Below are 22545 nucleotides of genomic sequence, written 5' to 3' on the forward strand. Positions count from 1 at the left end.
GACCACTTTGATATACGATATTGATAAGCGGACTGGTATTTTTCAAACTGGGAGGCAGCGCAATAGGCAGGGTATAGGTGGTTTGTCCCGCATTGGAAATTTCCAGTTTTCCCTGTGTATCGTGAAACGGCTGCTGCTGTGGAAATGCTGTATAGTACCACAAAAGCATTGTAAGATGTAATAGTTTCCTAATCATATTAGAATTTATTATGGGCGTTTTACAATTTTGAAGTTTTGGGGTAGGGAATCAGGACGTTATTTTTTGATGATGGTAAGCACCTGCTGTTCGCCATTAGTATAGTTGAAAATCAGACTATAAATACCAGAGGGATAGCCTGAAAAAGGGATTTTAAAACCGGATTGTCTTTCAAGATTTGAAAAAGCCCTTATATGTTGTCCGTTTATGGAATAAAGCGCAATGGACACCAGTAATTTATTGTTTACAGAAGACCATTTCAGATATAATTCATCAATCACCGGATTAGGGTAATACTGGAGTTGTTCTTTTGGTTTTAACGGAATAGTATCAGGTCTGGCAATCCGATTGACTCCAGGTTCGACAACTCCGATGCATTCTTTACAGATTAGTGCTCTGGTGATTTGATTCCCGGCGGTATCGTAAGAAAAATGTAGGGTTTGTGCTTTGGTGTCGATGGAGCTGCATAAAAAACAACTCAGAATAGTGATCAATGGTAGAATAGCGACCTTCATAGTGATTTGGATTTAATTAGTATGGAGGACGATTGTTTAAAGCATAAGTTAGAAAAAAATGTTTAAAAAAATCAGGAGTGAGGCGTGTGGAATGAGAATTGGATATTATGTGCCCGAATTTGGCTTTTAGGTTGCAAAAAATAGCTGAAATTTTTTAAGGTGCTTATAATAACTATCAGATACGCCAACAAAAAAAGTCACCAGTTTCCTGATGACTCTTTTAGTGTATAAATGAATGTTTGTATTATTGGCTATAGTAAATCCATTAGACAGGAAGGGAATAAACCGATCGCGATATTCAGTCCGATAGCCAGTACAGCTACCACATAATATTCGAACGGAACCGGTTTTTTAGCTTCATTCGGCTCTTTGGTATACATCGCGCTGATTACTTTAAAATAGTAATATACACTGATGATGGAGTTAATGATACCGGCAATAACCAGAATCAGGTAACCGGCCTGTAGTGTTTGATTCAGGATAAAGAATTTGGCGAAGAATCCGGAGAAAATCGGAATACCGGCCATCGATAATAAGGATGCCGATAAAACAGCAGCCATTACAGGATTATTTTTTCCAAGTCCGTTAAAGAAGGTAATGCTTTCATCGTCTTTATCGTTACATACGTAAAGGATTACAGCAAAAGCAGCAATACCGGCAAGGGTATAAGCCGTCACATAGTAAAACAAACTTCCGGTAGTGTTCGACAGGTTTAAAAGTGCCATCAGCATAAATCCGGCATGTGAAATACCCGAAAAGGCCAACATTCTTTTGATATTGTTCTGACGTAATGCCATAATATTACCAACGGTCATTGAGAAGATCGAAATGATCACGATTACGGTTTCGTAAGCAAAATTCATATTACCGTTCATGGCCATGTTTAGTTTAAAGAAAGTCGCCATAGCCACTACTTTTGCCAATGTACTCATTGTAGCGGTAGTCAAAGCAGGAGCACCTTCGTATACATCCGGAGCCCAGAAATGGAATGGAACGGCAGCAATTTTAAACAACATTCCTACGGTAATCATGCATACCCCGATATAAAACCAATCGCCCGTTGCAGCCGAATTGGATGCTTCGTAGATCATATTCATGTCGAATGAAGCGACAGCACCATAAATTAAAGCAATACCAAAAAGGATCACACCGGATGCAAACGATCCCATCAGGAAATATTTCATACCGGCCTCATTACTTTTCAGACTCAAAGGCTTACTTCCGGCAAGGATATATAATGAAATGGATAAAATCTCAAGACCTAAGAAAAACATCGCCAGGTTTCCGAACGATACCATTGCGACAGCTCCTAATAAAAGGAAAATTTTGATCGCGATAAAATCAGAAACTTTAGACGGACGATTTTTGTAAAAATGATGACTCAGCGTAACCAGGAAAAGGGTTAGCAGAATAAACAGACTTGAAAAAGCCACCGTAAAACGGTTTACAACAATCATATTGTTATAGTAGCTTTCGGTTGTGTTAAATTCAGTCACGGTCATACCCAATATCGCCAACAAACCGGCAACGGTTATTGGAATAATGGCTTTTCGTAAGTTAAAAATTTCAGCTAAAAGGCAAACAACCCCTAATACTGCAATTGCTATTATTGTACTCATTATGCTGGACTAAATTTATTTAATATGTACTAAAATATCTTGTATACTTGGCGTAATCAAATCGATGATTGGTTTCGGATACAATCCGAAGAACAATAAAAATCCGATGATTAGCACAAAAACAATTCCTTCATTAAAGCTCACATCTGCAAATGGTTTTGCATTTGTTTCTCCTAACATGGCCTGTTGGAACATACGCAACATATAGAATGCTCCCAGGATGATAGTCGTTCCGCCTACGATGGCAAAGGCCAGATTGGTTTGGAACAAACTGTATAATACGGTAAACTCACCTACAAAGTTAAACGTCCCCGGTAAAGCAACCGATGCCAATACCAGAATCATAAACATGGACGTGAATTTTGGAGATTGCGAACGGATTCCGCCCATATCGGCAATGGTACGGGTTTCGAAACGACGGTAAATGATTTCGGCTGCAAAGAACAAACCTACGATTACAAAACCGTGTGCGATCATTTGCAATACGGCACCGCGTAAACCATCTAGTGTTAGTGTATAACATCCGGCAGCGATTAATCCTACGTGCGCCAAAGACGAATAGGCTAATAATTTCTTTAAATCGCGTTGTTTTAAGGCTACAATCGAACCGTAAATAACACCGGCAATACTTAGACCAACAATGGTATATAGCAATTCCTGGGCGGCATTCGGCGCGATTGGCAATTGCCAGCGGATTACCGAATACAATCCCATTTTAAGCATGATACCGGACAAAAGCATGGTTCCAACAGTTGGTGCTTTCTGGTATACATTGGCCTGCCAGGTATGGAATGGGATGATTGGAATTTTGATCGCATAGGCAAAGAAAAACGCCAGGAAAATCCAGAATTCTTCTGTAGCGGATAATTCCAACGCATATAATTTATCCAATTGGAAGCTTCCGGCTTTTTGGTACAGGTAGATAAACCCAACCAACATAAATAATGAACCGGCAAACGTATAGATAAAGAATTTGATCACTGCTTTTTTGCGTTCGGCGGCATCACCATTACCCCAAAGTAATGCGATAAAATAAATCGGGATTAACGAAAGTTCCCAGAAAATATAATATAAGAAACCGTCGGATGCCAGGAATGTCCCCGTCATCGCAAATGCCATAAACATCACTAAAGCGTAGAAGTTTTTGGCGTTGTTAAAGTTATTTCCGAAAGAAGACAGGATGATTAACGGCGTTAATACGGTCGTTAAAAGTACCATTGCTAAAGCCAGGCCGTCTGCTTTTAGGGAGAAAAGAATATTAGGATTGGTCATCCAGACTGCTGAAAAACCGCAGTCGATTCCCTGATTATATTGGTTTAAAATCATAAGGGAAGCGCCAAAAGCAACTGCGCTAAAAAGCAACGCTACTTTGGATGCCGCTTTATTTCCTGAAAAATAAGTGACAACCGCTCCGAGTAATAAGATTAAGAGTACTATTGTTACGTCCATTTTTAATAGATTATCGTAAAAAGAATAAATAAAACACTACCGAACAAAGTCCGAATACAAAGGCGAATAAATAAAAACCAATATTTCCGTTTTGTAATTTTTTACCTTGTAAAGCCAACCCGTCGGCAACTGCTCCGAATCCGAAGATAATTTGCGACAATCCGGTCTCAATATAATCCCTAAGGAATTTTGACAACGAATAAATTGGTTTTACAATTACGGCCATATAGGCTTCGTCCACATAGTATTTGTTGTATAACACTTTCGCAAAACCAGTGATCTCGCTGTCTTCTGCCGGAACTTCTGATTTTTTGATGTATTTGGAATACGCAATTCCGATACCGATAAGCGCGCCCACAACGGCAAAAGCCATTAGCATATATTCGGTTGTACCCAAATGATGTGCTTCATGTGGTGCATGTGCAAAAATCGGCTCCAGATAATGGTTTAACCAACTATTTCCAGGCAGACTAATCGCACCACCCACTACCGATAATACCCCTAACACCATCAATGGGAAGGTAATCAGCATCGGACTTTCGTGTAAATGATGTTTTTGTTCTTCGGTACCTCTGAATTCTTTAAAGAACGTCAGGTATAACAAACGGAACATATAGAAAGCGGTCATAATAGAAGCTACAGCCGCGATTACCCATAATACTTTGTTTTCGTGGAAAGCTACCATCAGGATTTCGTCTTTAGAGAAGAAACCGGCAAATGGTGGAATACCCGAAATAGCAAGGGTTGCCAATAGGAACGTAAGGAAAGTAACTTTCATCGCGCCTTTTAAACCACCCATTCTACGCATATCCTGTTCGCCGTGTAAAGCGTGGATAACCGAACCGGAACCTAAGAACAAACAAGCTTTAAAGAAAGCGTGTGTGATTACGTGGAATACCGCTACCTCATAAGCGCCCAAACCTAAAGCCAGGAACATTAATCCCAACTGGGAAACGGTAGAGTAGGCCAATACTTTTTTGATATCGTTTTGTACCAATCCGATAGAAGCGGCTACCAACGAAGTGATGGCTCCAACCACGGCAATGATATTCTGAACATCCGGTGTCAGGTCGAATAAGAAATTCAAACGGGTAATCATAAAGATACCGGCTGTTACCATGGTTGCAGCGTGGATTAAAGCCGAAACAGGAGTTGGTCCTGCCATCGCATCCGGTAACCAGGTATACAACGGAATTTGCGCACTTTTACCGGAAGCTCCGATAAATAAACACAGTGTTGCAATGCTCAACCAACCAGCTACTTCAGGATTTGATCCCGTTAATACCGCTTGTTTGATTACGTTAAAATCCAATGTATTGAATAAATATCCGATGATAAAGATTCCGATCAGGAAACCTAAATCTCCGATACGGTTCATGATAAATGCTTTTTTAGCAGCGTCGTTATATTCCTGGTTTTTATGCCAGAACCCGATTAACAGGTAAGAACATAATCCAACGCCTTCCCATCCGATAAACATGATTAATAAGTTGCTTCCCACTACCAAAGTAATCATAAAGAAAATAAACAAATTCAGGTAGGCGAAAAACTTATGGATGTTTTCGTCGTCATGCATATAACTGATCGAGTAGATATGGATCAACGATCCGATACCGGTAACGAACAGCAACCATAACAGGGATAACTGATCTAATAGTATATCGAAATTAATGCTGAATTTTCCAAGTGAAATCCAGTCGAATAAATGTACATTAATAGGTTGTTTGCTTCCACTTACTTGCGAAAAGAAGTAGCAGGAAACAAAGAAGGAAACCACTACGGCTAATGTTCCCAAAACACCGGAACCGGTTTTACCGAGCTGTTTTCCAAAAAATATATTAGATAAAAACCCGACAAAAGGGGCCAATAATAAGAGTAAAACGAAACTTGTCTCCATTAGGGATTATCCTTTTAAATTCTTTAAATTATCAATATCAATCGATCCAAGGTTACGGAAAATCGAAACCAGAATCGCTAAACCTACGGCAACTTCGGCAGCAGCCACAGCCATCGAGAAAAATACGAATACTTGTCCGGAAGCATCCTGATGGAAGGTTGAAAACGCAACCAATAGCAGATTCACGGCATTCAACATAATCTCGATAGACATAAACATGATGATAGCATTTCTACGCAAAAGGATTCCAAAAACACCTATGCTGAATAGTAGAGCCGATAAATATAAGTACGTTTCTACACCTATTTCTTTTAAAATATGTTCCATATCAATTAGGCTTTTTGTTTTTCTTTTTTAGAGATTAATACCGCACCGATCATGGCTACCAATAGTAATACCGAAGCAAATTCGAATGGAACCATGTATTCGTTTAATAATACCTGACCTAATACTTTAATCGACTGGAAGTCGGTACCCGAATTGTAATAACTTTCTACAACCGGTTTGGTTTTTAGTAAAGCAGCCAATAATACCAACGCAACCAAACAGAAGGCGATGGTGGCAGCAATGATAATCAGTTTTGGTTTGTGTTTTTCGTGTTCTTTGTTCAGGTTCATCAACATGATGGTAAACAACATCAGGATCATGATGGCACCAGAATATACGATAACGTGTACAATTGCAAGGAACTGCGCATTTAGTAACAGGTAATGTCCTGCAATCGAAAAGAAACAGATAACCAGATAAATCGCACTGTGGATCGGGTTTCTGCTAAAGATAGTAAGCAGTGCCGTACCTAGTGTAATGGTCGATAGTATATAAAATAAAACTTCAATCATAATTAACTTGCCTTATTCTGGTTAGTATTTTGGATGGCCATTTCCAACGGCATTACCAATTTGTCTTTTCCGTAGATAAAATCTTCACGGTTGCTGTTCGATTTAACGATAACCTTTGATTTTGTAAGGTAAATCGCTTGTTTCGGACAAGCCTCTTCACATAATCCGCAGAAAATACAACGCAACATATTGATTTCGTAGATCGAAGCGTATTTTTCTTCGCGGTATAAATGTTTTTCTTCCGGTTTACGCTCTTCGGCTTTCATTGTGATTGCCTCAGCCGGACAGGAAAGCGCACAAAGTCCGCAGGCAGTACAACGCTCACGACCTTCGTCATCGCGCATTAACATATGCTGACCGCGATATACCGGGCTAAATTCCCGTTTTTGTTCCGGGTATTTAATGGTAACTTTTCGTTTAAACAAGTGGCGGATCGTAATGACTAAACCTTTTGCGATCGCAACCAGGTAAAGGCTTTCCCAAAAAGTCATCTTTTTGTTGGAAACCTCTTTTTTTCTTCCTGATAATGAAACTGTATCTAATGACATTTCTGTATTATTTTATTATTGGAAAAGTAATATTACTGCTCCCGTTATAACAATGTTTACAATGGCCAGAGGAATTAACATCTTCCATCCCAAATTCATCAACTGGTCATATCGGAATCTCGGGATCGTCCATCGAATCCACATATAGAAGAAGATGAAGAAACAGATTTTGGCGAAAAGTACCACCATTCCGATAACGTTAGCGATATTTACACCCCAGTTTTCAACAGCCCAGTCCATTCCCGGGTAGTTATAGGCTCCGAAATACAATACGGCCAGAATCGTGGATGAGATAAACATACTCGCGTATTCGGCGAATAAATAGAATCCCATTTTCATAGACGAATATTCCGTATGGTAACCACCGATCAACTCGGCCTCACACTCGGCAAGGTCAAATGGTGTTCTGTTGGTTTCGGCAAACGAACACACCAAAAAGATCAGGAATCCAAGCGGCTGGTAGAAAATATTCCAGTTCATACCGGATTGTTGTGCTGCAATTTCACGTAAGCTCAACGTTCCGGACATCATCACCAAAGCAATGATTGCTAATCCCATCGCTACCTCGTACGAGATCATTTGCGACCCGGCACGCATAGCACTCATCAGGGAGAATTTATTGTTAGACGCCCATCCACCAATCATAATACCGTATACACTCACCGACAAAACGCCGAAGATAAACAGCATGGCTACGTCGATATCGGTAGCCTGAAGGATAATATCACGTCCGAACAAATGCAATTTGTCACCCCATGGAATTACCGCACTTGTAATCAAAGCCATACTCATGGAAATGGCAGGTCCGATTACAAACAGGAATTTATTAGGGGTATTCGGTAGGAATTCTTCTTTTGAAAACAATTTCAGACCATCGGCAAGTGGTTGCAGGATTCCTCCTTTACCGGCACGGTTGGGTCCGACACGATCCTGAAGCCAGGCCGCGATTTTACGTTCGGCCAAAGTAGAATACATGGCCATTAGCATGGTTAAAGCGAAAACCGCAATAATAATGACACTTTTTTCTATAATTATCGTACTCTCCATGGCGTATTATGATTTAGAATTTTCGGTGTTCTTAAGCGGAACTTCCACCATACTGATTTTCTTTCTGTCCTGATCACGACCTAAAAGGATTTGTTTTTCGGTTTCGATCGTTACTTTGTCCAGTTTACGGGTGTAGTTGTTCTGGTTGATTACGGAGAATTTCTCGAATTTACGAGGTCCTTCGATTACCCAGTCGTTTACATCTTTATGGTCAAAACGACAGCTGTTACAGATAAACTCTTCCACTTCGTGGTATTCGTCTTTACGGGCTGTTACACGCTGAATTTCGTTTCCGAACATCCAAACGGTTGTTTTTCCACAACATTTATCACAGTCTCTATGCGCATTGAATGGTTTGTTAAACCAAACTCTCGATTTAAAACGGAAAGTTTTATCGGTTAAAGCACCAACCGGACATACGTCGATCATGTTTCCGGAGAATTCATTATCGATCGCTTTGGAAATACAGGTTGAAATTTGCGAATGATCCCCGCGGTTTACCACACCGTGCACACGTCCGTCGGTTAACTGATCGGCTGTCATCACACAACGGTAGCAAAGGATGCAACGGTTCATGTGTAACTGAATATTTTCACCGATGTTTTCCGGTTCGAAGGTTCTTTTTTCTTCGATAAAACGGGTTTCGGATTTTCCGTGGTTAAAACTTAGGTTTTGCAGATCACATTCACCAGCCTGATCACAAACCGGACAATCCAGCGGGTGATTGATTAATAAGAATTCGGTAACCGATTTACGCGCTTCCTGAACTCTTGGTGAAGAGATACTTTTTACTTCCATACCGTCCATAACACCAGTTACGCACGATGCCATCAATTTTGGCATTGGCGTAGGATTGGCATCACTACCTTTGGAAACTTCTACTAAACAGCAACGGCATTTTCCTCCGCTTCCTTTTAATTTGGAGTAATAACACATTGCCGGCGGAACGGATTCTCCTCCAATCATTCGGGCAGCCTGCAGGATAGTGGTTCCTGGTTCTACTTCTATTTCGTGACCGTCTATAGTAACTTTCATAGTGCGATTCTTGACTTTATACTGTTTGTTTTGCAATTAAGTGGCGTACCTTTTCGAAAGGTTCTTCCACAAAGTGATCTCTGTTTTTGATCTTTTCCGGGAAACGAACGTGGTATTCGAACTCGTCTCTAAAGTGACGAATTGCGGCAGCCACCGGCCATGCAGCAGCATCACCCAACGGACAGATTGTGTTTCCTTCGATTTTGCTCTGAATGTCCCAAAGCAGGTCGATATCTTCCATACGTCCGTGACCGTTTTCGATTCGGTGTAATACTTTTTCCAACCATCCGGTACCTTCACGACATGGCGAACACTGTCCGCAGCTTTCGTGGTGGTAGAAACGGGAAAAATTCCAGGTATTTCGTACGATACAAGTCGTGTCGTTATAGACAATAAATCCACCGGAACCCAACATGGAACCGGTAGCAAAACCACCGTCGCTCAACGATTCGTATGTCATTAGACGGTCGTCTCCGTTTGCGGTTTTATAGATTAAATGTGCCGGTAAGATTGGCACGGAAGAACCTCCCGGAACCAAAGCTTTAAGCGGTCTGTCGTTCATCATTCCACCTAAATACTCGTCGGAATTCATAAATTCCTCCACACTTAATCCCAATTCGATTTCGTATACACCCGGGTTTTTGATATGTCCGGAAGCCGAAATCAATTTAGTTCCTGTAGAACGTCCGATTCCGATAGCGGCATAATCTGCTCCGGAATTATTAATGATCCAAGGCACAGCTGCAATGGATTCTACGTTGTTTACTACGGTAGGATTGGCCCATAAACCGCTAACCGCCGGGAATGGTGGTTTGATTCGTGGGTTTCCTCTTTTTCCTTCCAATGATTCGATCAAAGCAGTTTCCTCACCACAGATATAGGCTCCGGCACCACAATGTACATGAAGGTCCAAAGAGAAATCGGTTCCTAAGATGTTTTTTCCTAACCATCCGGCCGCGTAAGCTTCTTTGATGGCTCTTTCCAGGATTTTAAATACCCACATATATTCCCCCCGGATATAGATATAGGACAGATTTGCACCCAACGCATAGCTGGACGTGATCATACCTTCAATTAATAAGTGTGGGATATATTCCATCAGGAAACGGTCTTTAAAAGTACCCGGTTCCGATTCGTCGGCATTACAAACCAGGTGTCTAGGTTTACCCGATTTTTTATCGATAAAACTCCATTTTAGTCCCACGGGGAAACCCGCTCCACCACGACCACGCAATCCGGAAGTTTTTACTTCTTCGGTTACTTCGTCTGGAGTTAATGTTTTCAGTGCTTTTTCAACAGAAGCATAACCCCCGTTCTGGCGGTACACTTCGTAGGTTTTGATACCTGGAATATTTATCTTGTCTAATAATATCTTTCTTCCCATGGTATTATTTATCGTGTAAGTTGATTTTTCCTTCTCTGCATTCCGCGATGATGGTATCTACCTTTTCTTTGGTCAGGTGCTCTTTATAGAAATCACCAACCTGCATCATCGGAGCGTATCCGCAGGCACCAAGGCATTCCACACCCACAACGGTAAACATACCGTCCGGAGTGGTTTCACCTTCTTTGATACCCAGTTTTTCGCAGGTATAATCCATCAGATCTTCGGCACCGCGAACGGCACAACAGGAAGTACGGCAAAACTCGAACATATATTTTCCGATTGGTTTCTGGTTGTACATTGTATAAAATGATACGACCTCATATACTTCAATCGGTTGGATGTTTAAGATTTCGGCTACTTTATCCATTAACGGATAACTTAACCAGTTTTCGTGTGCATCCTGTACTTCGTGTAATACCGGCAATAAAGCCGATTTTCTTTTGTCGTCCGGATAATGGCCAATTAACTCGTTAATACGCGTCATCAGTTCCGGCGTGATATTTATTTCTTGTTTATACTGTGTATTTTCCATAATCCTTATGCGTCTAATTCACCTGCAATTACGTTAAGACTCGACAAAGTTGCGATCGCATCCGAAAGCATTTGTCCCCGTACCATATCGTTATACGCCTGGTAATAGATAAAACAAGGTCTTCTGAAATGCAAGCGATATGGTGTACGGCTACCGTCGGTGATCAAATAGAAACCAACTTCTCCGTTACCGCCTTCTACCGGATGGTATACTTCGGTTAACGGAACCGGAACTTCCCCCATCACAATTTTAAAGTGGTAGATAAGGGCTTCCATATTGTGGTATACTTCGTCTTTTGGAGGCAGGTAATAATCCGGAACATCGGCGTGGAAAGGTCCTTCCGGAAGTTTTGCCAATGCCTGACGGATAATACTTAAACTTTCCCATACCTCGGCATTACGCACGCAAAAACGATCGTACGTATCACCGTGTTTTCCTACAGGGATATTAAATTCAAAATCTTCGTAGGAACTGTACGGTTGCATCACACGAACGTCATAATCGACACCGGCAGCACGCAGGTTAGGGCCGGTAAAACCATAGCTAATTGCTTTTTCGGCAGAAATAGCGCCAACCCCGATCGTACGATCCATAAAGATACGGTTACGGGTTAGCAGGTTTTCAAACTCCTTCCATATAGGAGGGAACTCTTCCAAAAAGGCATCGATCTTTTTAAAAGCTTCCGGACTCCATTCTCTTTCGAAACCTCCGATACGACCCATGTTTGTTGTTAAACGGGCACCGCAGATTTCTTCGTAAATTTCATAGATTTTTTCACGGAACTGGAATACATATAAGAAACCGGTTAAGGCTCCGGTATCCACACCCATAACCGAACTACAAATAATGTGATCGGCAATACGGGCTAACTCCATTATAATAACACGAAGGTATTGTACGCGTTTTGGAACTTCAATTCCAAGTGCTTTTTCCAGTGTCATCCACCAACCCATATTATTAATAGGAGCGGAGCAATAGTTCATACGATCGGTTAAAACCGTAATCTGGTAGAACGGTCTGTTTTCGGCAATTTTTTCGAAAGCACGGTGGATATAACCCACAGTTCCTTCACCGTCCAGAATCCGTTCTCCGTCCATCAGGAGGATATTCTGGAAAATACCGTGTGTCGCCGGGTGCGTTGGCCCCAGGTTTAATATGGAAAGTTCGCTGCCGTCTTCATTGCGTCTCTTTTCGATTTCTTTCGCATATCGGTGTTCCGGTGATAATAATAGATCTGACATTTTAGCTGTAAAATATTTTTTTCAGGTTACTATTAGCAATTTTGGGATGTTCTACCGAAGAATCGGTCGTCTTTATCGGTTCGTCCGCTGTCTTCCATAGGGAATTCTTTTCGAAGCGGGAACGATGTCATTTCATCCATATTCAGGATACGTTTCAATTGCGGATGGCCTTTGAAAATAATCCCGTAAAAATCATAGGTTTCTCTTTCCTGCCAGTTGGAACTCAGGAATAGTCCGGTAACCGAATCGATTTCCGGTTTATCGCCATCCAAATAGCATTTGATACGGATACGAACGTTGTCCATCCAGTTGTGCATGTGGTATACCACGGCAAACTGACGTTCTTTTTCGTAATCCGGGTAATGAATACCACACAAATCGGTTAGGAAATTAAAACGTAAAGTAGCATCATCTCTTAGAAATTTCATAACTTCTACGATAGAGTCTGATGCTACTTCAAAAGTGAAAATATCATGTTGTTGAAAGAAATCGGATACTTTTAAACCGAAGTTTTCAATTAGTTTTTTTTGTATTACTGAGGTTTCTAAAGCCATTTTACTTGATGTTATAAGAACCTAATAAATCTTTATATTCGTCGGAACTTCTTCTTCTAACCGATTCACTCTTAACGATTTCCTGAAGTCGCATAATACCATCCAGAATTTGTTCCGGTCTTGGCGGACATCCGGGAACATATACGTCAACCGGAATTACTTTATCGATTCCCTGAAGAACAGAATACGTATCGAATACACCACCTGAAGAAGCGCAGGCACCCACGGCGATTACCCATTTTGGTTCAGACATTTGCTCGTATACCTGACGCAAGATAGGGGCCATTTTTTTAGCGATTGTACCCATAACCAAAAGCATATCGGCTTGTCGTGGTGAGAAACTCATACGTTCCGATCCGAAACGTGCCACATCGTAGTGAGCGGCCATAGTAGCCATAAATTCAATACCACAGCAAGAAGTTGCAAAAGGTAAAGGCCATAGCGAATTGGCTCTGGCTAATCCGACAACGGAATCCAATTTGGTAGCAAAGAAACCTTCACCGGCATATCCTTCCGGTGCGTCTACCGTTTTATATTTTGAAGTATCACTCATCGTTTTATTATTTTAAACTTTAAGTATCCCAGGTGTTTTTGAGACCGATTAAAATTTTGAATTCTTTATTCCCATTCCAATCCTTTCTTCTTGATTACGTAGAAGAAACCTACGACAAGAAGTGTCATGAAAATACCCATTTTCATAAAACCTTCCACACCCATGGCTTTGAAATTCACAGCCCAAGGATACATGAAGATTACTTCAACATCAAAAAGAACAAATAATATGGCGACTAAAAAGTATTTAACGGAGAAAGGAATACGGGCGTTTCCTACAGATTCGATACCGCACTCGAAGTTTTTGTCCTTGTTTTGAGAGTGTCTTTTAGGGCCTAATAGCCCTGAAATTATGATCGTTGTAACCACAAACCCGATAGCTAGTAGTGATTGCATCACTATTGGAATGTAATCAATTTGATTTGTTTGCATGATTTTAGTTCTCTTAATTCTGGAAATAATTCACAAATATACACTCCTAAACGGGATAAGCAATCTTATTTTTTAATCAATTTGCCGTTGTTTTCTGTCATAAATGCAAAACATATTTAGACTAAATATAAATAATAGAATTTTGAGGAACTATTTTTAGGGAAAGTGAAAATATAAAAAAGCCGCTCGGTTACGAGCGGCTTAGTCCATTTAGGTAACCAAAAATTAATATATATATTAGTCTTCGATAACTACTACTTTAGCAGCTACTTTACCTTTTCTTCCGTCTTCTTCTTCGTAAGAAACTTTGTCACCTTCGTTTAAAGTTTCAACTTTAATACCAGTAGCGTGAACAAAAATGTCTTTTCCAGTTTCTTCGTCAGTAATAAATCCATAACCTTTGGATTCATTAAAAAATTTTACTTTGCCTGTTCGCATAGTGTAATAATAAAAAATAATTAATAATACTCAAAGATATACTTTTTTTTAACACAAGCAAGTTTTTGATGAAAAAAAACAAACAAAAATGTTTAAATTTTGAGGACTTTAAATTAGTGTTAATATTTTTTTAAATCGATAAAAAAAAGCGGAAGTTACTCCGCTTTACTGTGTTATTTAAGGTCTAATTTTATCGATAATTCTTCGAGCTGTTTGTTGTCGATCGCTGCAGGCGCATCAATCATTACGTCTCTACCGGAATTGTTTTTCGGGAAAGCAATAAAATCGCGAATCGTTTCCTGTCCGCCTAAAATTGAAACCAGTCGGTCAAGTCCAAATGCCAGTCCACCATGTGGAGGCGCGCCATATTGGAACGCATCCATCAGGAAGCCGAATTGTGCTTTAGCTTCTTCATCGGAGAATCCCAAATGCTGAAACATTAATTTTTGTGTTTCTTTATCGTGAATACGAATTGATCCGCCACCAATTTCATTTCCGTTCAATACCATATCGTAGGCGTTGGCTCTCACTTTACCCGGATCGGTGTCTAATAAATGCATGTCTTCTGGTTTTGGAGAGGTAAACGGGTGGTGCATCGCGTGGAAACGGGCACTTTCTTCGTCCCATTCCAAAAGTGGGAAATCGACTACCCACAACGGTGCGAACTCATCGGATTTACGCAATCCCAAACGGGTTGCTACTTCCATACGTAAGGCACTTAATTGCGTACGGGTTTTGTGTGCCGGACCGGATAAAACTAAAATTAAGTCACCCGGGTTGGCGTTGGTCGCTTTTGCCCAATTGGCCAAATCGTCCTGATCGTAGAATTTGTCTACCGACGATTTTAATGAACCATCGGCTTCGTATTTACAGTAAACCATACCGGACGCACCAATTTGCGGGCGTTTTACCCAGTCAATCAGGTTGTCGATTTCTTTACGGGTATAGCTTGCAGCACCTGGAACGGCGATACCTACTACTAATTCGGCCGCGTTAAATACGGCAAATTCTTTATGTTGTGCTACGTCGTTCAATTCTCCGAATTCCATTCCGAAACGGATATCCGGTTTGTCGTTACCGTAGGTTTTCATGGCATGATCGTAGGTCATTCGTGGGAATTTGTCTACTTCGATACCTTTTATTTCTTTTAATAAGTGACGGGTTAGTCCTTCGAAAGTATCCAGAATATCTTCCTGTTCTACAAAAGCCATTTCACAGTCAATCTGTGTAAATTCCGGTTGTCTGTCGGCTCTTAAATCCTCGTCACGGAAACATTTTACGATCTGGAAATATTTATCCATACCACCTACCATTAATAACTGCTTAAAAGTTTGCGGCGATTGCGGTAAAGCGTAAAACTGCCCTTCGTTCATACGGGATGGCACTACGAAATCGCGCGCACCTTCCGGAGTCGATTTAATTAAATAAGGTGTTTCTACTTCACAGAAGTCTTGTGCCGACAAGTAGTTACGTACTTCCTGTGCTACTTTATGGCGGAACAACAAATTGTTTTTTACCGGATTACGACGAATGTCCAGATAACGGAATTTCATACGGATATCTTCACCACCATCAGTTTCATCTTCGATGGTAAACGGAGGTGTTAAAGCAGTATTCAATACGTTTAATTCGGTTACCAAAATTTCGATATCACCGGTTGGCATATTTGGATTTTTGGATTCGCGTTCGATTACAGTTCCTTTTACCTGAACCACAAATTCACGACCTAATGTTTTTGCTTTTTCAAAAACTTTAGGACTTGTTCTGTTGGCATCAAAAATTAATTGTGTAATTCCGTAACGGTCGCGTAAGTCCACCCATATCATAAAACCTTTATCACGTGTTTTTTGCACCCATCCGGCTAAAGTAACTTCTTTGTTGCTATCGGAAGCTCGTAACGCTCCACAATTATGACTTCTGTACATTTCTTAAAAAATTTATGCGCAAATTTAGGTTTTTTGTTTCAAGTTTAAAGTCAATAGGTTAAAGTTTCTGCGGAATAAAATGGTGAAAAGGAATCGGAATCGCCTTAAAACAGGCTTCCAATGTTAAATTTAACTGCAATGTTATGAAATTGTTAACTGAAAGTTTTGAAATTGTAAATATGTTTTTTAAATTTGATTTGAAATTGATTAACTATTTAAAAACCAAAGCTATGAAAAAGAACTTAATTGCCGGATTGTTGCTGTTTTCTGGAGTGATTTTCGCTCAAAATGTAGAACCTAAATATGAGATTGTCGGTAATTTAGTCAAAGCGACCTATTATTACGATAATGGTCAGTTGAAACAGGAAGGCTTTTACAAAGATGCAAAACCGCATGGAAAATGGGCTTCGTTTAACGAAGACGGATCCAAGCAGGCGATAGGAGAATATGCAGACGGACAAAAAACCGGAAAATGGTTTTTCTGGAATAAAGCGACGTTAAGTGAAGTCGATTATTCCAACAGCAGAATTTCCGATATCAAAAACTGGAAACAGGAAGCGTTAGTAAACAGAAATTAATTACGGTTTGACTTTCAAAAAAAATTAATACTGTTCGCATGACCTTAATAGGGTTCGCTTCTAAATGAGGAATGGCGGTTATGAAATTTCATAACCGCCATTCTTAGTTTAAATTGCTTTGTTTGTTTACATTTTGTGTGTTGGTGTAAAACCGTCCTCACTTACTTCGTTTGGAACATAGTCTTCTACCATCAACTGTGCGTAATCGGTTGCTTTACCTTTTGAGAATTTATGAACGATTTTCTCCATAATGTCATAGATTACCGGAACGATAACCAAGGTCAGGAATAACGAACTGATCAAACCACCAATAATTACCCAAGCTAAACCATTTTTCCACTCAGCACCGGCACCCGAAGCCAATGCGATCGGTAACATACCGAATACCATCGCGATGGTCGTCATCAAAATCGGACGAAGACGCGCGTGGTTCGCCTGAATCAAGGCATCGTGAATTGATTCACCTGCCGCACGACGCTGGTTGGTAAAGTCGACCAACATAATCGCATTTTTACACACCAATCCGATCAACATGATGATCCCCAGGATGGTAAAGATATTCAACGAGTTGTTGGTTAAACCTAAGGCCAGTAACGCACCGATAAACGATAACGGAACCGAGAATAATACTACGAACGGGTGAACATAACTGTCGTAAAGTCCCACCATTACCAGGTAAACCAAAATGATCGCTGCTAATAATGCAAATCCTAAGGTACCGAAACCTTCGGTCTGGTTTTCCATATCACCACTCCAAACATAGTTTACTCCGGTTGGTTTGTGTAATTTTTCGAAAGCCGATTGCCATTCCGCCGCTACTGTACCAGTAGGACGACCTACGGTTTGTCCCTGAACGGTAACCGAAGCACTCTTATCACGACGCTCCAACTGACTTGGTCCGGATCCTTCTTTTACCGTAGCAAATTGTGATAATTTGATTTGTTCTCCTTTATTATTAACGAAGATAAGGTTACTTACATCGTTGATGTTCTTTCTGTCGAAAGTATTGTATCGGATATTGATATCGTATTCGTATTCTCCGGCACGGTATTTACCATCGGTATTTCCACTAAAAGCCGTTTGCATCGTCATACCCACCGTTTGTAATGTTAGCCCTAAAGCCGCCATTTTATCACGATCTACCTGAACGTTTACTTCCGGGTTTCCGGTTTCAACCGATAATTTAATTTCCGAAGCGCCTTTAATTTTATACAATTCTTTTTCGGCTGCTTTGGCAAAAACCATTGCGCTATCTAAAGTCGTACCGGTAACTACCAACGCCAATGGTGCTTCTTCGGCAGTACCCATGATACTCATACCTACGGTTTTGATTTTCGGACCCACCAAAACGTTTTGCATTTTCAGTTTGGTCTTCGCCGCATATACATAGGAGTCATCCTCACGTTGATCCTGATCGACTAACTTCACACGGATTTCCGATTTATAAGCCGTAGCTTGTGTACCACCAAAACCTTCACTGGTTTGTCCTACAGTGGTGATCAAACTTTTTACTTCTTTTTGTTTTTTAAGGAAATCCTCTGCTTTTTGCGTCATAAAGTTGGTTTGTTCCAATGAGGCATCTTTTGGCATTTCAATTTGCACTAAGAATTCACCAGCATCCGAACGCGCAAAGAATTCACCACCTACATATCCACCGGCAACCATATATAAGGAGGCAAAGAATAAACCGGCAACAATTCCTAAGGTCGTTTTCTTATGACCTAAACACCAAACCAGGATATCACTTACCCAGTTTGTAAAACGGGTTAATATTTTTTCGAAACCTAAAATGATACGTCCAAACATGTTTTTACCTTCAATGTGCTCCAGTTTACCGAAACGAGACGATAACCACGGTACAATGGTAAAGGAAGAAAGTAACGATAATAAGGTTGAGATAATTACGGTCACACAGAACTGTGTGATAATGTTCGATACCAATCCGGTACTCATCGCGATCGGTAAGAATACCACCACGATAACCAAGGTAATCGAAACTACGGTTCCACCGATCTCGGACGTCGCATCATAAGCGGCGCGAACCCGGTTTTTACCCATCTCCATGTGCCTGTATATATTCTCCAATACCACAATCGCGTCATCCACAAGAATACCTACTACAAGTGAAAGACCTAATAAACTCATTAAGTTTAGCGTATAATCAAGGAATACAAATCCGATAAACGTCGCGATTAACGAAGCCGGAATCGATACCATAACGATCAGGGAGTTACGTACACTGTGAAGGAAGAACAACATTACAAGGGCTACCAGGATAACCGCAAGAATCAAATCGTGAATAACCGAATCGGCTGCCTGAAGTGTAAACACCGAGCTGTCATTGGCGATATCCAATTGCAACTGCTGCTCTTTATAATCGACACGTAGCTTGTTGAGTAAAGCCTGAATATTCTCACTCACTTCCACAGCATTCGCATCGGATTGTTTGATTACCTGAAGGATGATTGCATTTTTCTCATTTACACGAGCAATTTTCTCCACGTCTTTTTGGGTATCCTGTACATCGGCGATATCCATAAGACGGATTTGTACGCCTTTATTATCGGATACAATCAGATTTCGTAATTCATCTACCGTTTTATATTTACCCGCCAAACGGATCAAAATTTTCTGATCACGTGTCTGAATACTTCCGGTAGGGAAATCCAAATTGGACGTAAGGATTCCTTGTTGTACTTGCGGAATCGATAAACCATAGCCTTTCATTTTGTTGGCATCCATGTTTACCTGGATTTCACGCTCCTGACCACCAATCAGACGGATCTGCGCCACACCATTTACTCGGGATAAAATCGGGCTGATCTTTTTATCGATTAAGTCGAAAAATTCGGCCTCGTTCATTTTGGCATTGGCCGCAATGGTCATGATGGGTAAATCACTAAAAGAGAACTTACTTAATGACGGTTGTTTTACATCGTCCGGAAGGTCACTCAACACGGCGTTAATCTTACGTTGCGCGTCATTTAAAGCATAATCTACATTGGCATTATTGTTTAACTGGATCGCTACAACGGATAAACTTTCGTACGATTTGGAGTCAATTTTTTTAATGTTCTCCAAAGAGGAAATCGCATCCTCAATTTTTTTGGTCACCGTATTTTCCACCTCGCCGGGAGAAGCACCGGGATAGATGGTCGAAATACTGATTACGTTATTTTCGAATTTCGGGATCAACTCGTAACCCAAAAGGCCGTAGCTGAATAACCCTCCTAATGTCAGAATCGTAAAGAGAACGACAATTAGTGACGGGCGTTTTATGGATATTTCTGCTAATTTCATATATTTCTTTAAGTTTTAAGTCTTATGTTGTCTCGAGGCAACACCTAACTATTTTAAAACCGTAACTTTTGCACCATCAGTTAAGTTGATCTGACCACTGGTGATCACAATATCCCCATTGCTTAATCCGTTAAGGATTTCCACTTTTTCTCCGATGATTCTTCCAGCGGTTACATTTTTCATTTTAGCCGTTCCGTCTTTTTGCATTACAAAAACCTGATTGGCACTCACACTTCCTACGAATGCATTACGCGGTACAATCATTAATGGTGTTTTGTCGCTTGATGATGCGAATAAAGCGGTGCCATACATACCTGCTTTCAGGTCGTTTCCGGCATTGTTTGTGATTTCGATTTCTACCGGGAAGTTTAGACTGCTATCAGCTTTTGGCGCGATAAATGTAATTTTACCGTTGAATTCTTTATCCGGATAAACGCTCGCTTTTACTTTAATCGGAGAACCGATTTTAAGTCCGGCGATCTGATCTTCGCTTACCGTTACTTTTAATTTTAATGTCGATACGTTTACCAGTTCAAACAATTGAGTTCCTGGCGAAACTACCGATCCCGGTTCGATAAAACGTTTGTTTACGATTCCGTTGATAGACGATTTGATACTGGCATCACCCAATGTGATTCGGGCTTGTTGCAAATGCGCTTTGGCATTGGCAAGCGCCAGTTTCGCCTGATCCAGTTGTTGTTTGGTAACCCCGCCGGTTTTATAAGCGCTTTCAAAACGTTGTGCGTCGGTAGCAGCATTCTGATACGATGCTTCCGCATTCTGTAAATCCACGTTGATTTTATCGGCTTTGATAATTGCTAACGTTTGTCCGATACGTACCGGAGTCCCTTCGTCAACCAGTACTTTGGTGACACGTCCGGAGTTTTCAGCCGAAAAGTTTAATTCCTGTGAAGGGTAGAAATTTCCATTGGCTACGAAATCCAGTGAAACGGGTTGTGTTTTAACGGTATCGATCTTTACAACCACGGTTGCATTCGTTTCGGCTACCACGGCTGTTTTGGCTTCATTCTTTGCTTTATTGCTGCTTAACACATAAGCGATCAGGCCTAAAGAACCTAATATAACGACTGCTGTGATAATTTTCTTCTTCATATTGATTGATGGTTATTGATTTAAAAGTGTTTTTAGTTCTCCTTTGGACTTGATGATCTGAATTTCGGCCAATTTGTATTCCAATAAGGCAGAAGTATAGTTGTTTTTTGCTTCTGTTAATGCATTTTCAGCATCCAACAGGTCGGTTAATGAAGCCAGTCCGTTAACGTAATTGTTTTTGGTGTTGCTGAAAACTTCCTGGGCCAGCGTCACATTCTCTTTTTGGTTATTGATTGTGATCAAACTATTGTTTAATTGCGATTTGGCATTTTCAAATTCCAATCCTAAAGCCAGTTGCGAATCTTTCAGATCTTCTTCGATTTTTTGTAGGCTAATATCCGCCTGTCTTACTTTAGAACGTGTAGCAAAACCGGTAAAAACAGGGATTCTAAGGTTTAATCCGATCGCTGAGAAATCCGACCAGTATACGCCATCGGCAGGTTTGGCGCCCAAAGGCATCACAGGTCCCTGACCGATATAGTTATAGTTGGCAGTAAGCGAAAGCGTTGGATAATGCTCGGCTACAAAAGACTCTTTCTGATATTTTAAAAGTGTTTTTTGTTTTTCAAGTAATTGATATTCGGAACGGTTGGTAACCGATGGTGTTTCGTTTAAAAACGGTTTAACCTGAATGTCTTCTTTTACGATTTCGATAGGTGTAGAAGCCGGTAAACCGATTAGGAACTTTAAGGAGTTTTCTTGCATTTGTACCCCATTGACTAACTGTTGTCTTGTTGAGTTTAGGTTGATCAATTTAACATTTACCCGATCCAGATCGATTTTTTTAGCCAATCCGTTTTTAAACTGACCGTCGATGATGTTACGCACTTTGGTGGTGTTTTCCAATGTGCTGTCGATCGTGTTAAGTTTTTGTTTTTGTACAAATACCTGATAGTAAGCATTAGCTACTTTTTCGATCACCTGCTCTTCGGTTAACTGTGCATTTACCTGATAGAACTCACGTGTTGATTTGGCTGCTTTTAAACCTGTAAACACCGAATAATCGAAAATATTCTGAGTTAGGGAAGCGCCTCCAACCGAATTCCATTTTTGTCCTAACGGTGCTAAAATAGTAGTACCCGGTTGTCCGAAGAAATCACCTGGTAAGGCGTTTAGCTGTAAAATAGGATTATAGGTAAGGCTTCCGTTCAAACTGATTTGCGGTAAGGCACGGGAACGCACTTCGGCTATTTTGTGATTACTGTTTTCCACTTCCAGCTTGGCCTTTTTGGCGTCGGCTTTATTTTCCAAAGCATATTTCAGAGCGTCTTTTAATGACAAACGCTGTACCTGAGCCTGGGAGACAATGGCAAAAAATAATAACGCAATTGTTATTCTTGTTTTCATA

At 40.6% G+C, this 22545-nt stretch carries 22 protein-coding genes; 1 reads left to right on the forward strand and 21 read right to left on the reverse strand.

The window, feature by feature from the left end; translation table 11 throughout:
- From E6C50_RS14100 to aspS, 18 genes are all read right to left on the reverse strand, one after another.
- Window positions 1-196: hypothetical protein (locus E6C50_RS14100; protein WP_136403875.1), on the reverse strand; the 196-nt coding region annotated here is incomplete at its 3' end.
- A gap of 59 nt (window positions 197-255) precedes the next feature.
- Window positions 256-711: a T9SS type A sorting domain-containing protein gene (locus E6C50_RS14105; protein ID WP_136403876.1), complete on the reverse strand. Its 456-nt coding sequence runs from the start codon at window positions 709-711 to the stop codon at window positions 256-258.
- Between the two features lie 251 nt (window positions 712-962).
- The gene (locus E6C50_RS14110; RefSeq protein WP_136403877.1) at window positions 963-2330 is read right to left on the reverse strand and encodes an NADH-quinone oxidoreductase subunit N; all 1368 of its coding nucleotides are present in this window, start codon (window positions 2328-2330) and stop codon (window positions 963-965) included.
- A 15-nt stretch (window positions 2331-2345) separates the two neighbouring features.
- Window positions 2346-3779 carry a complex I subunit 4 family protein gene (locus E6C50_RS14115; RefSeq protein WP_136403878.1) on the reverse strand — a complete coding sequence of 478 codons (1434 nt, stop codon included), beginning with the start codon at window positions 3777-3779 and terminating at the stop codon, window positions 2346-2348.
- A gap of 10 nt (window positions 3780-3789) precedes the next feature.
- Window positions 3790-5676 (reverse strand): NADH-quinone oxidoreductase subunit L, encoded by a 1887-nt coding sequence (gene nuoL / locus E6C50_RS14120; protein WP_136403879.1) that lies wholly within the window; start codon window positions 5674-5676, stop codon window positions 3790-3792.
- 6 nt (window positions 5677-5682) lie between these two features.
- Entirely contained in the window at window positions 5683-6003 is a 321-nt protein-coding gene (gene nuoK / locus E6C50_RS14125) for an NADH-quinone oxidoreductase subunit NuoK (protein ID WP_136403880.1), read from the reverse strand.
- 5 nt (window positions 6004-6008) lie between these two features.
- Window positions 6009-6515, reverse strand: a complete 507-nt coding sequence (locus E6C50_RS14130; RefSeq protein WP_136403881.1) for an NADH-quinone oxidoreductase subunit J family protein — start codon at window positions 6513-6515, stop codon at window positions 6009-6011.
- Window positions 6516-6517: 2 nt separating this feature from the next.
- Window positions 6518-7063: a NuoI/complex I 23 kDa subunit family protein gene (locus E6C50_RS14135; protein ID WP_136403882.1), complete on the reverse strand. Its 546-nt coding sequence runs from the start codon at window positions 7061-7063 to the stop codon at window positions 6518-6520.
- 15 nt (window positions 7064-7078) lie between these two features.
- The gene (gene nuoH, locus E6C50_RS14140; RefSeq protein ID WP_136403883.1) at window positions 7079-8110 is read right to left on the reverse strand and encodes an NADH-quinone oxidoreductase subunit NuoH; all 1032 of its coding nucleotides are present in this window, start codon (window positions 8108-8110) and stop codon (window positions 7079-7081) included.
- Between the two features lie 6 nt (window positions 8111-8116).
- Window positions 8117-9145 (reverse strand): 2Fe-2S iron-sulfur cluster-binding protein, encoded by a 1029-nt coding sequence (locus tag E6C50_RS14145; protein ID WP_136403884.1) that lies wholly within the window; start codon window positions 9143-9145, stop codon window positions 8117-8119.
- 16 nt (window positions 9146-9161) lie between these two features.
- Window positions 9162-10529 carry an NADH-quinone oxidoreductase subunit NuoF gene (nuoF, locus tag E6C50_RS14150; protein ID WP_136403885.1) on the reverse strand — a complete coding sequence of 456 codons (1368 nt, stop codon included), beginning with the start codon at window positions 10527-10529 and terminating at the stop codon, window positions 9162-9164.
- Window positions 10530-10533: 4 nt separating this feature from the next.
- Window positions 10534-11064 (reverse strand): NADH-quinone oxidoreductase subunit NuoE family protein, encoded by a 531-nt coding sequence (locus E6C50_RS14155; RefSeq protein ID WP_136403886.1) that lies wholly within the window; start codon window positions 11062-11064, stop codon window positions 10534-10536.
- A gap of 5 nt (window positions 11065-11069) precedes the next feature.
- Window positions 11070-12305: an NADH-quinone oxidoreductase subunit D gene (locus tag E6C50_RS14160; RefSeq protein WP_136403887.1), complete on the reverse strand. Its 1236-nt coding sequence runs from the start codon at window positions 12303-12305 to the stop codon at window positions 11070-11072.
- Window positions 12306-12337: 32 nt separating this feature from the next.
- On the reverse strand, window positions 12338-12859 hold the full coding sequence (locus E6C50_RS14165) for an NADH-quinone oxidoreductase subunit C (protein ID WP_136403888.1): 522 nt from the start codon (window positions 12857-12859) through the stop codon (window positions 12338-12340).
- Window position 12860: 1 nt separating this feature from the next.
- Entirely contained in the window at window positions 12861-13412 is a 552-nt protein-coding gene (locus E6C50_RS14170; protein ID WP_136403889.1) for an NADH-quinone oxidoreductase subunit B, read from the reverse strand.
- Window positions 13413-13477: 65 nt separating this feature from the next.
- Window positions 13478-13843 (reverse strand): NADH-quinone oxidoreductase subunit A, encoded by a 366-nt coding sequence (locus E6C50_RS14175; protein WP_136403890.1) that lies wholly within the window; start codon window positions 13841-13843, stop codon window positions 13478-13480.
- A gap of 237 nt (window positions 13844-14080) precedes the next feature.
- The gene (locus E6C50_RS14180) at window positions 14081-14281 is read right to left on the reverse strand and encodes a cold-shock protein (RefSeq protein WP_136403891.1); all 201 of its coding nucleotides are present in this window, start codon (window positions 14279-14281) and stop codon (window positions 14081-14083) included.
- A gap of 173 nt (window positions 14282-14454) precedes the next feature.
- Window positions 14455-16206: an aspartate--tRNA ligase gene (aspS, locus tag E6C50_RS14185; protein ID WP_136403892.1), complete on the reverse strand. Its 1752-nt coding sequence runs from the start codon at window positions 16204-16206 to the stop codon at window positions 14455-14457.
- Window positions 16207-16436: 230 nt separating this feature from the next.
- On the opposite strand from aspS, the gene E6C50_RS14190 reads away from it, so the two are divergent.
- Window positions 16437-16784, forward strand: a complete 348-nt coding sequence (locus tag E6C50_RS14190) for a toxin-antitoxin system YwqK family antitoxin (protein ID WP_136403893.1) — start codon at window positions 16437-16439, stop codon at window positions 16782-16784.
- Between the two features lie 126 nt (window positions 16785-16910).
- Here E6C50_RS14190 and E6C50_RS14195 read toward each other — a convergent pair whose 3' ends face one another.
- The 3 genes from E6C50_RS14195 to E6C50_RS14205 are packed head-to-tail and all read right to left on the reverse strand — an operon-like array spanning window position 16911 to window position 22544.
- Window positions 16911-20084: an efflux RND transporter permease subunit gene (locus E6C50_RS14195; protein ID WP_136403894.1), complete on the reverse strand. Its 3174-nt coding sequence runs from the start codon at window positions 20082-20084 to the stop codon at window positions 16911-16913.
- Window positions 20085-20132: 48 nt separating this feature from the next.
- Complete coding sequence (locus E6C50_RS14200) at window positions 20133-21197, reverse strand: efflux RND transporter periplasmic adaptor subunit (RefSeq protein WP_136403895.1); 1065 nt, start codon at window positions 21195-21197, stop codon at window positions 20133-20135.
- A 12-nt stretch (window positions 21198-21209) separates the two neighbouring features.
- Window positions 21210-22544 (reverse strand): TolC family protein, encoded by a 1335-nt coding sequence (locus E6C50_RS14205; RefSeq protein WP_136403896.1) that lies wholly within the window; start codon window positions 22542-22544, stop codon window positions 21210-21212.
- Between the last annotated feature and the right edge of the window lies 1 nt (window position 22545).

Source organism: Flavobacterium supellecticarium (assembly GCF_004801375.1).
Taxonomy (GTDB): Bacteria; Bacteroidota; Bacteroidia; order Flavobacteriales; family Flavobacteriaceae; genus Flavobacterium; species Flavobacterium supellecticarium.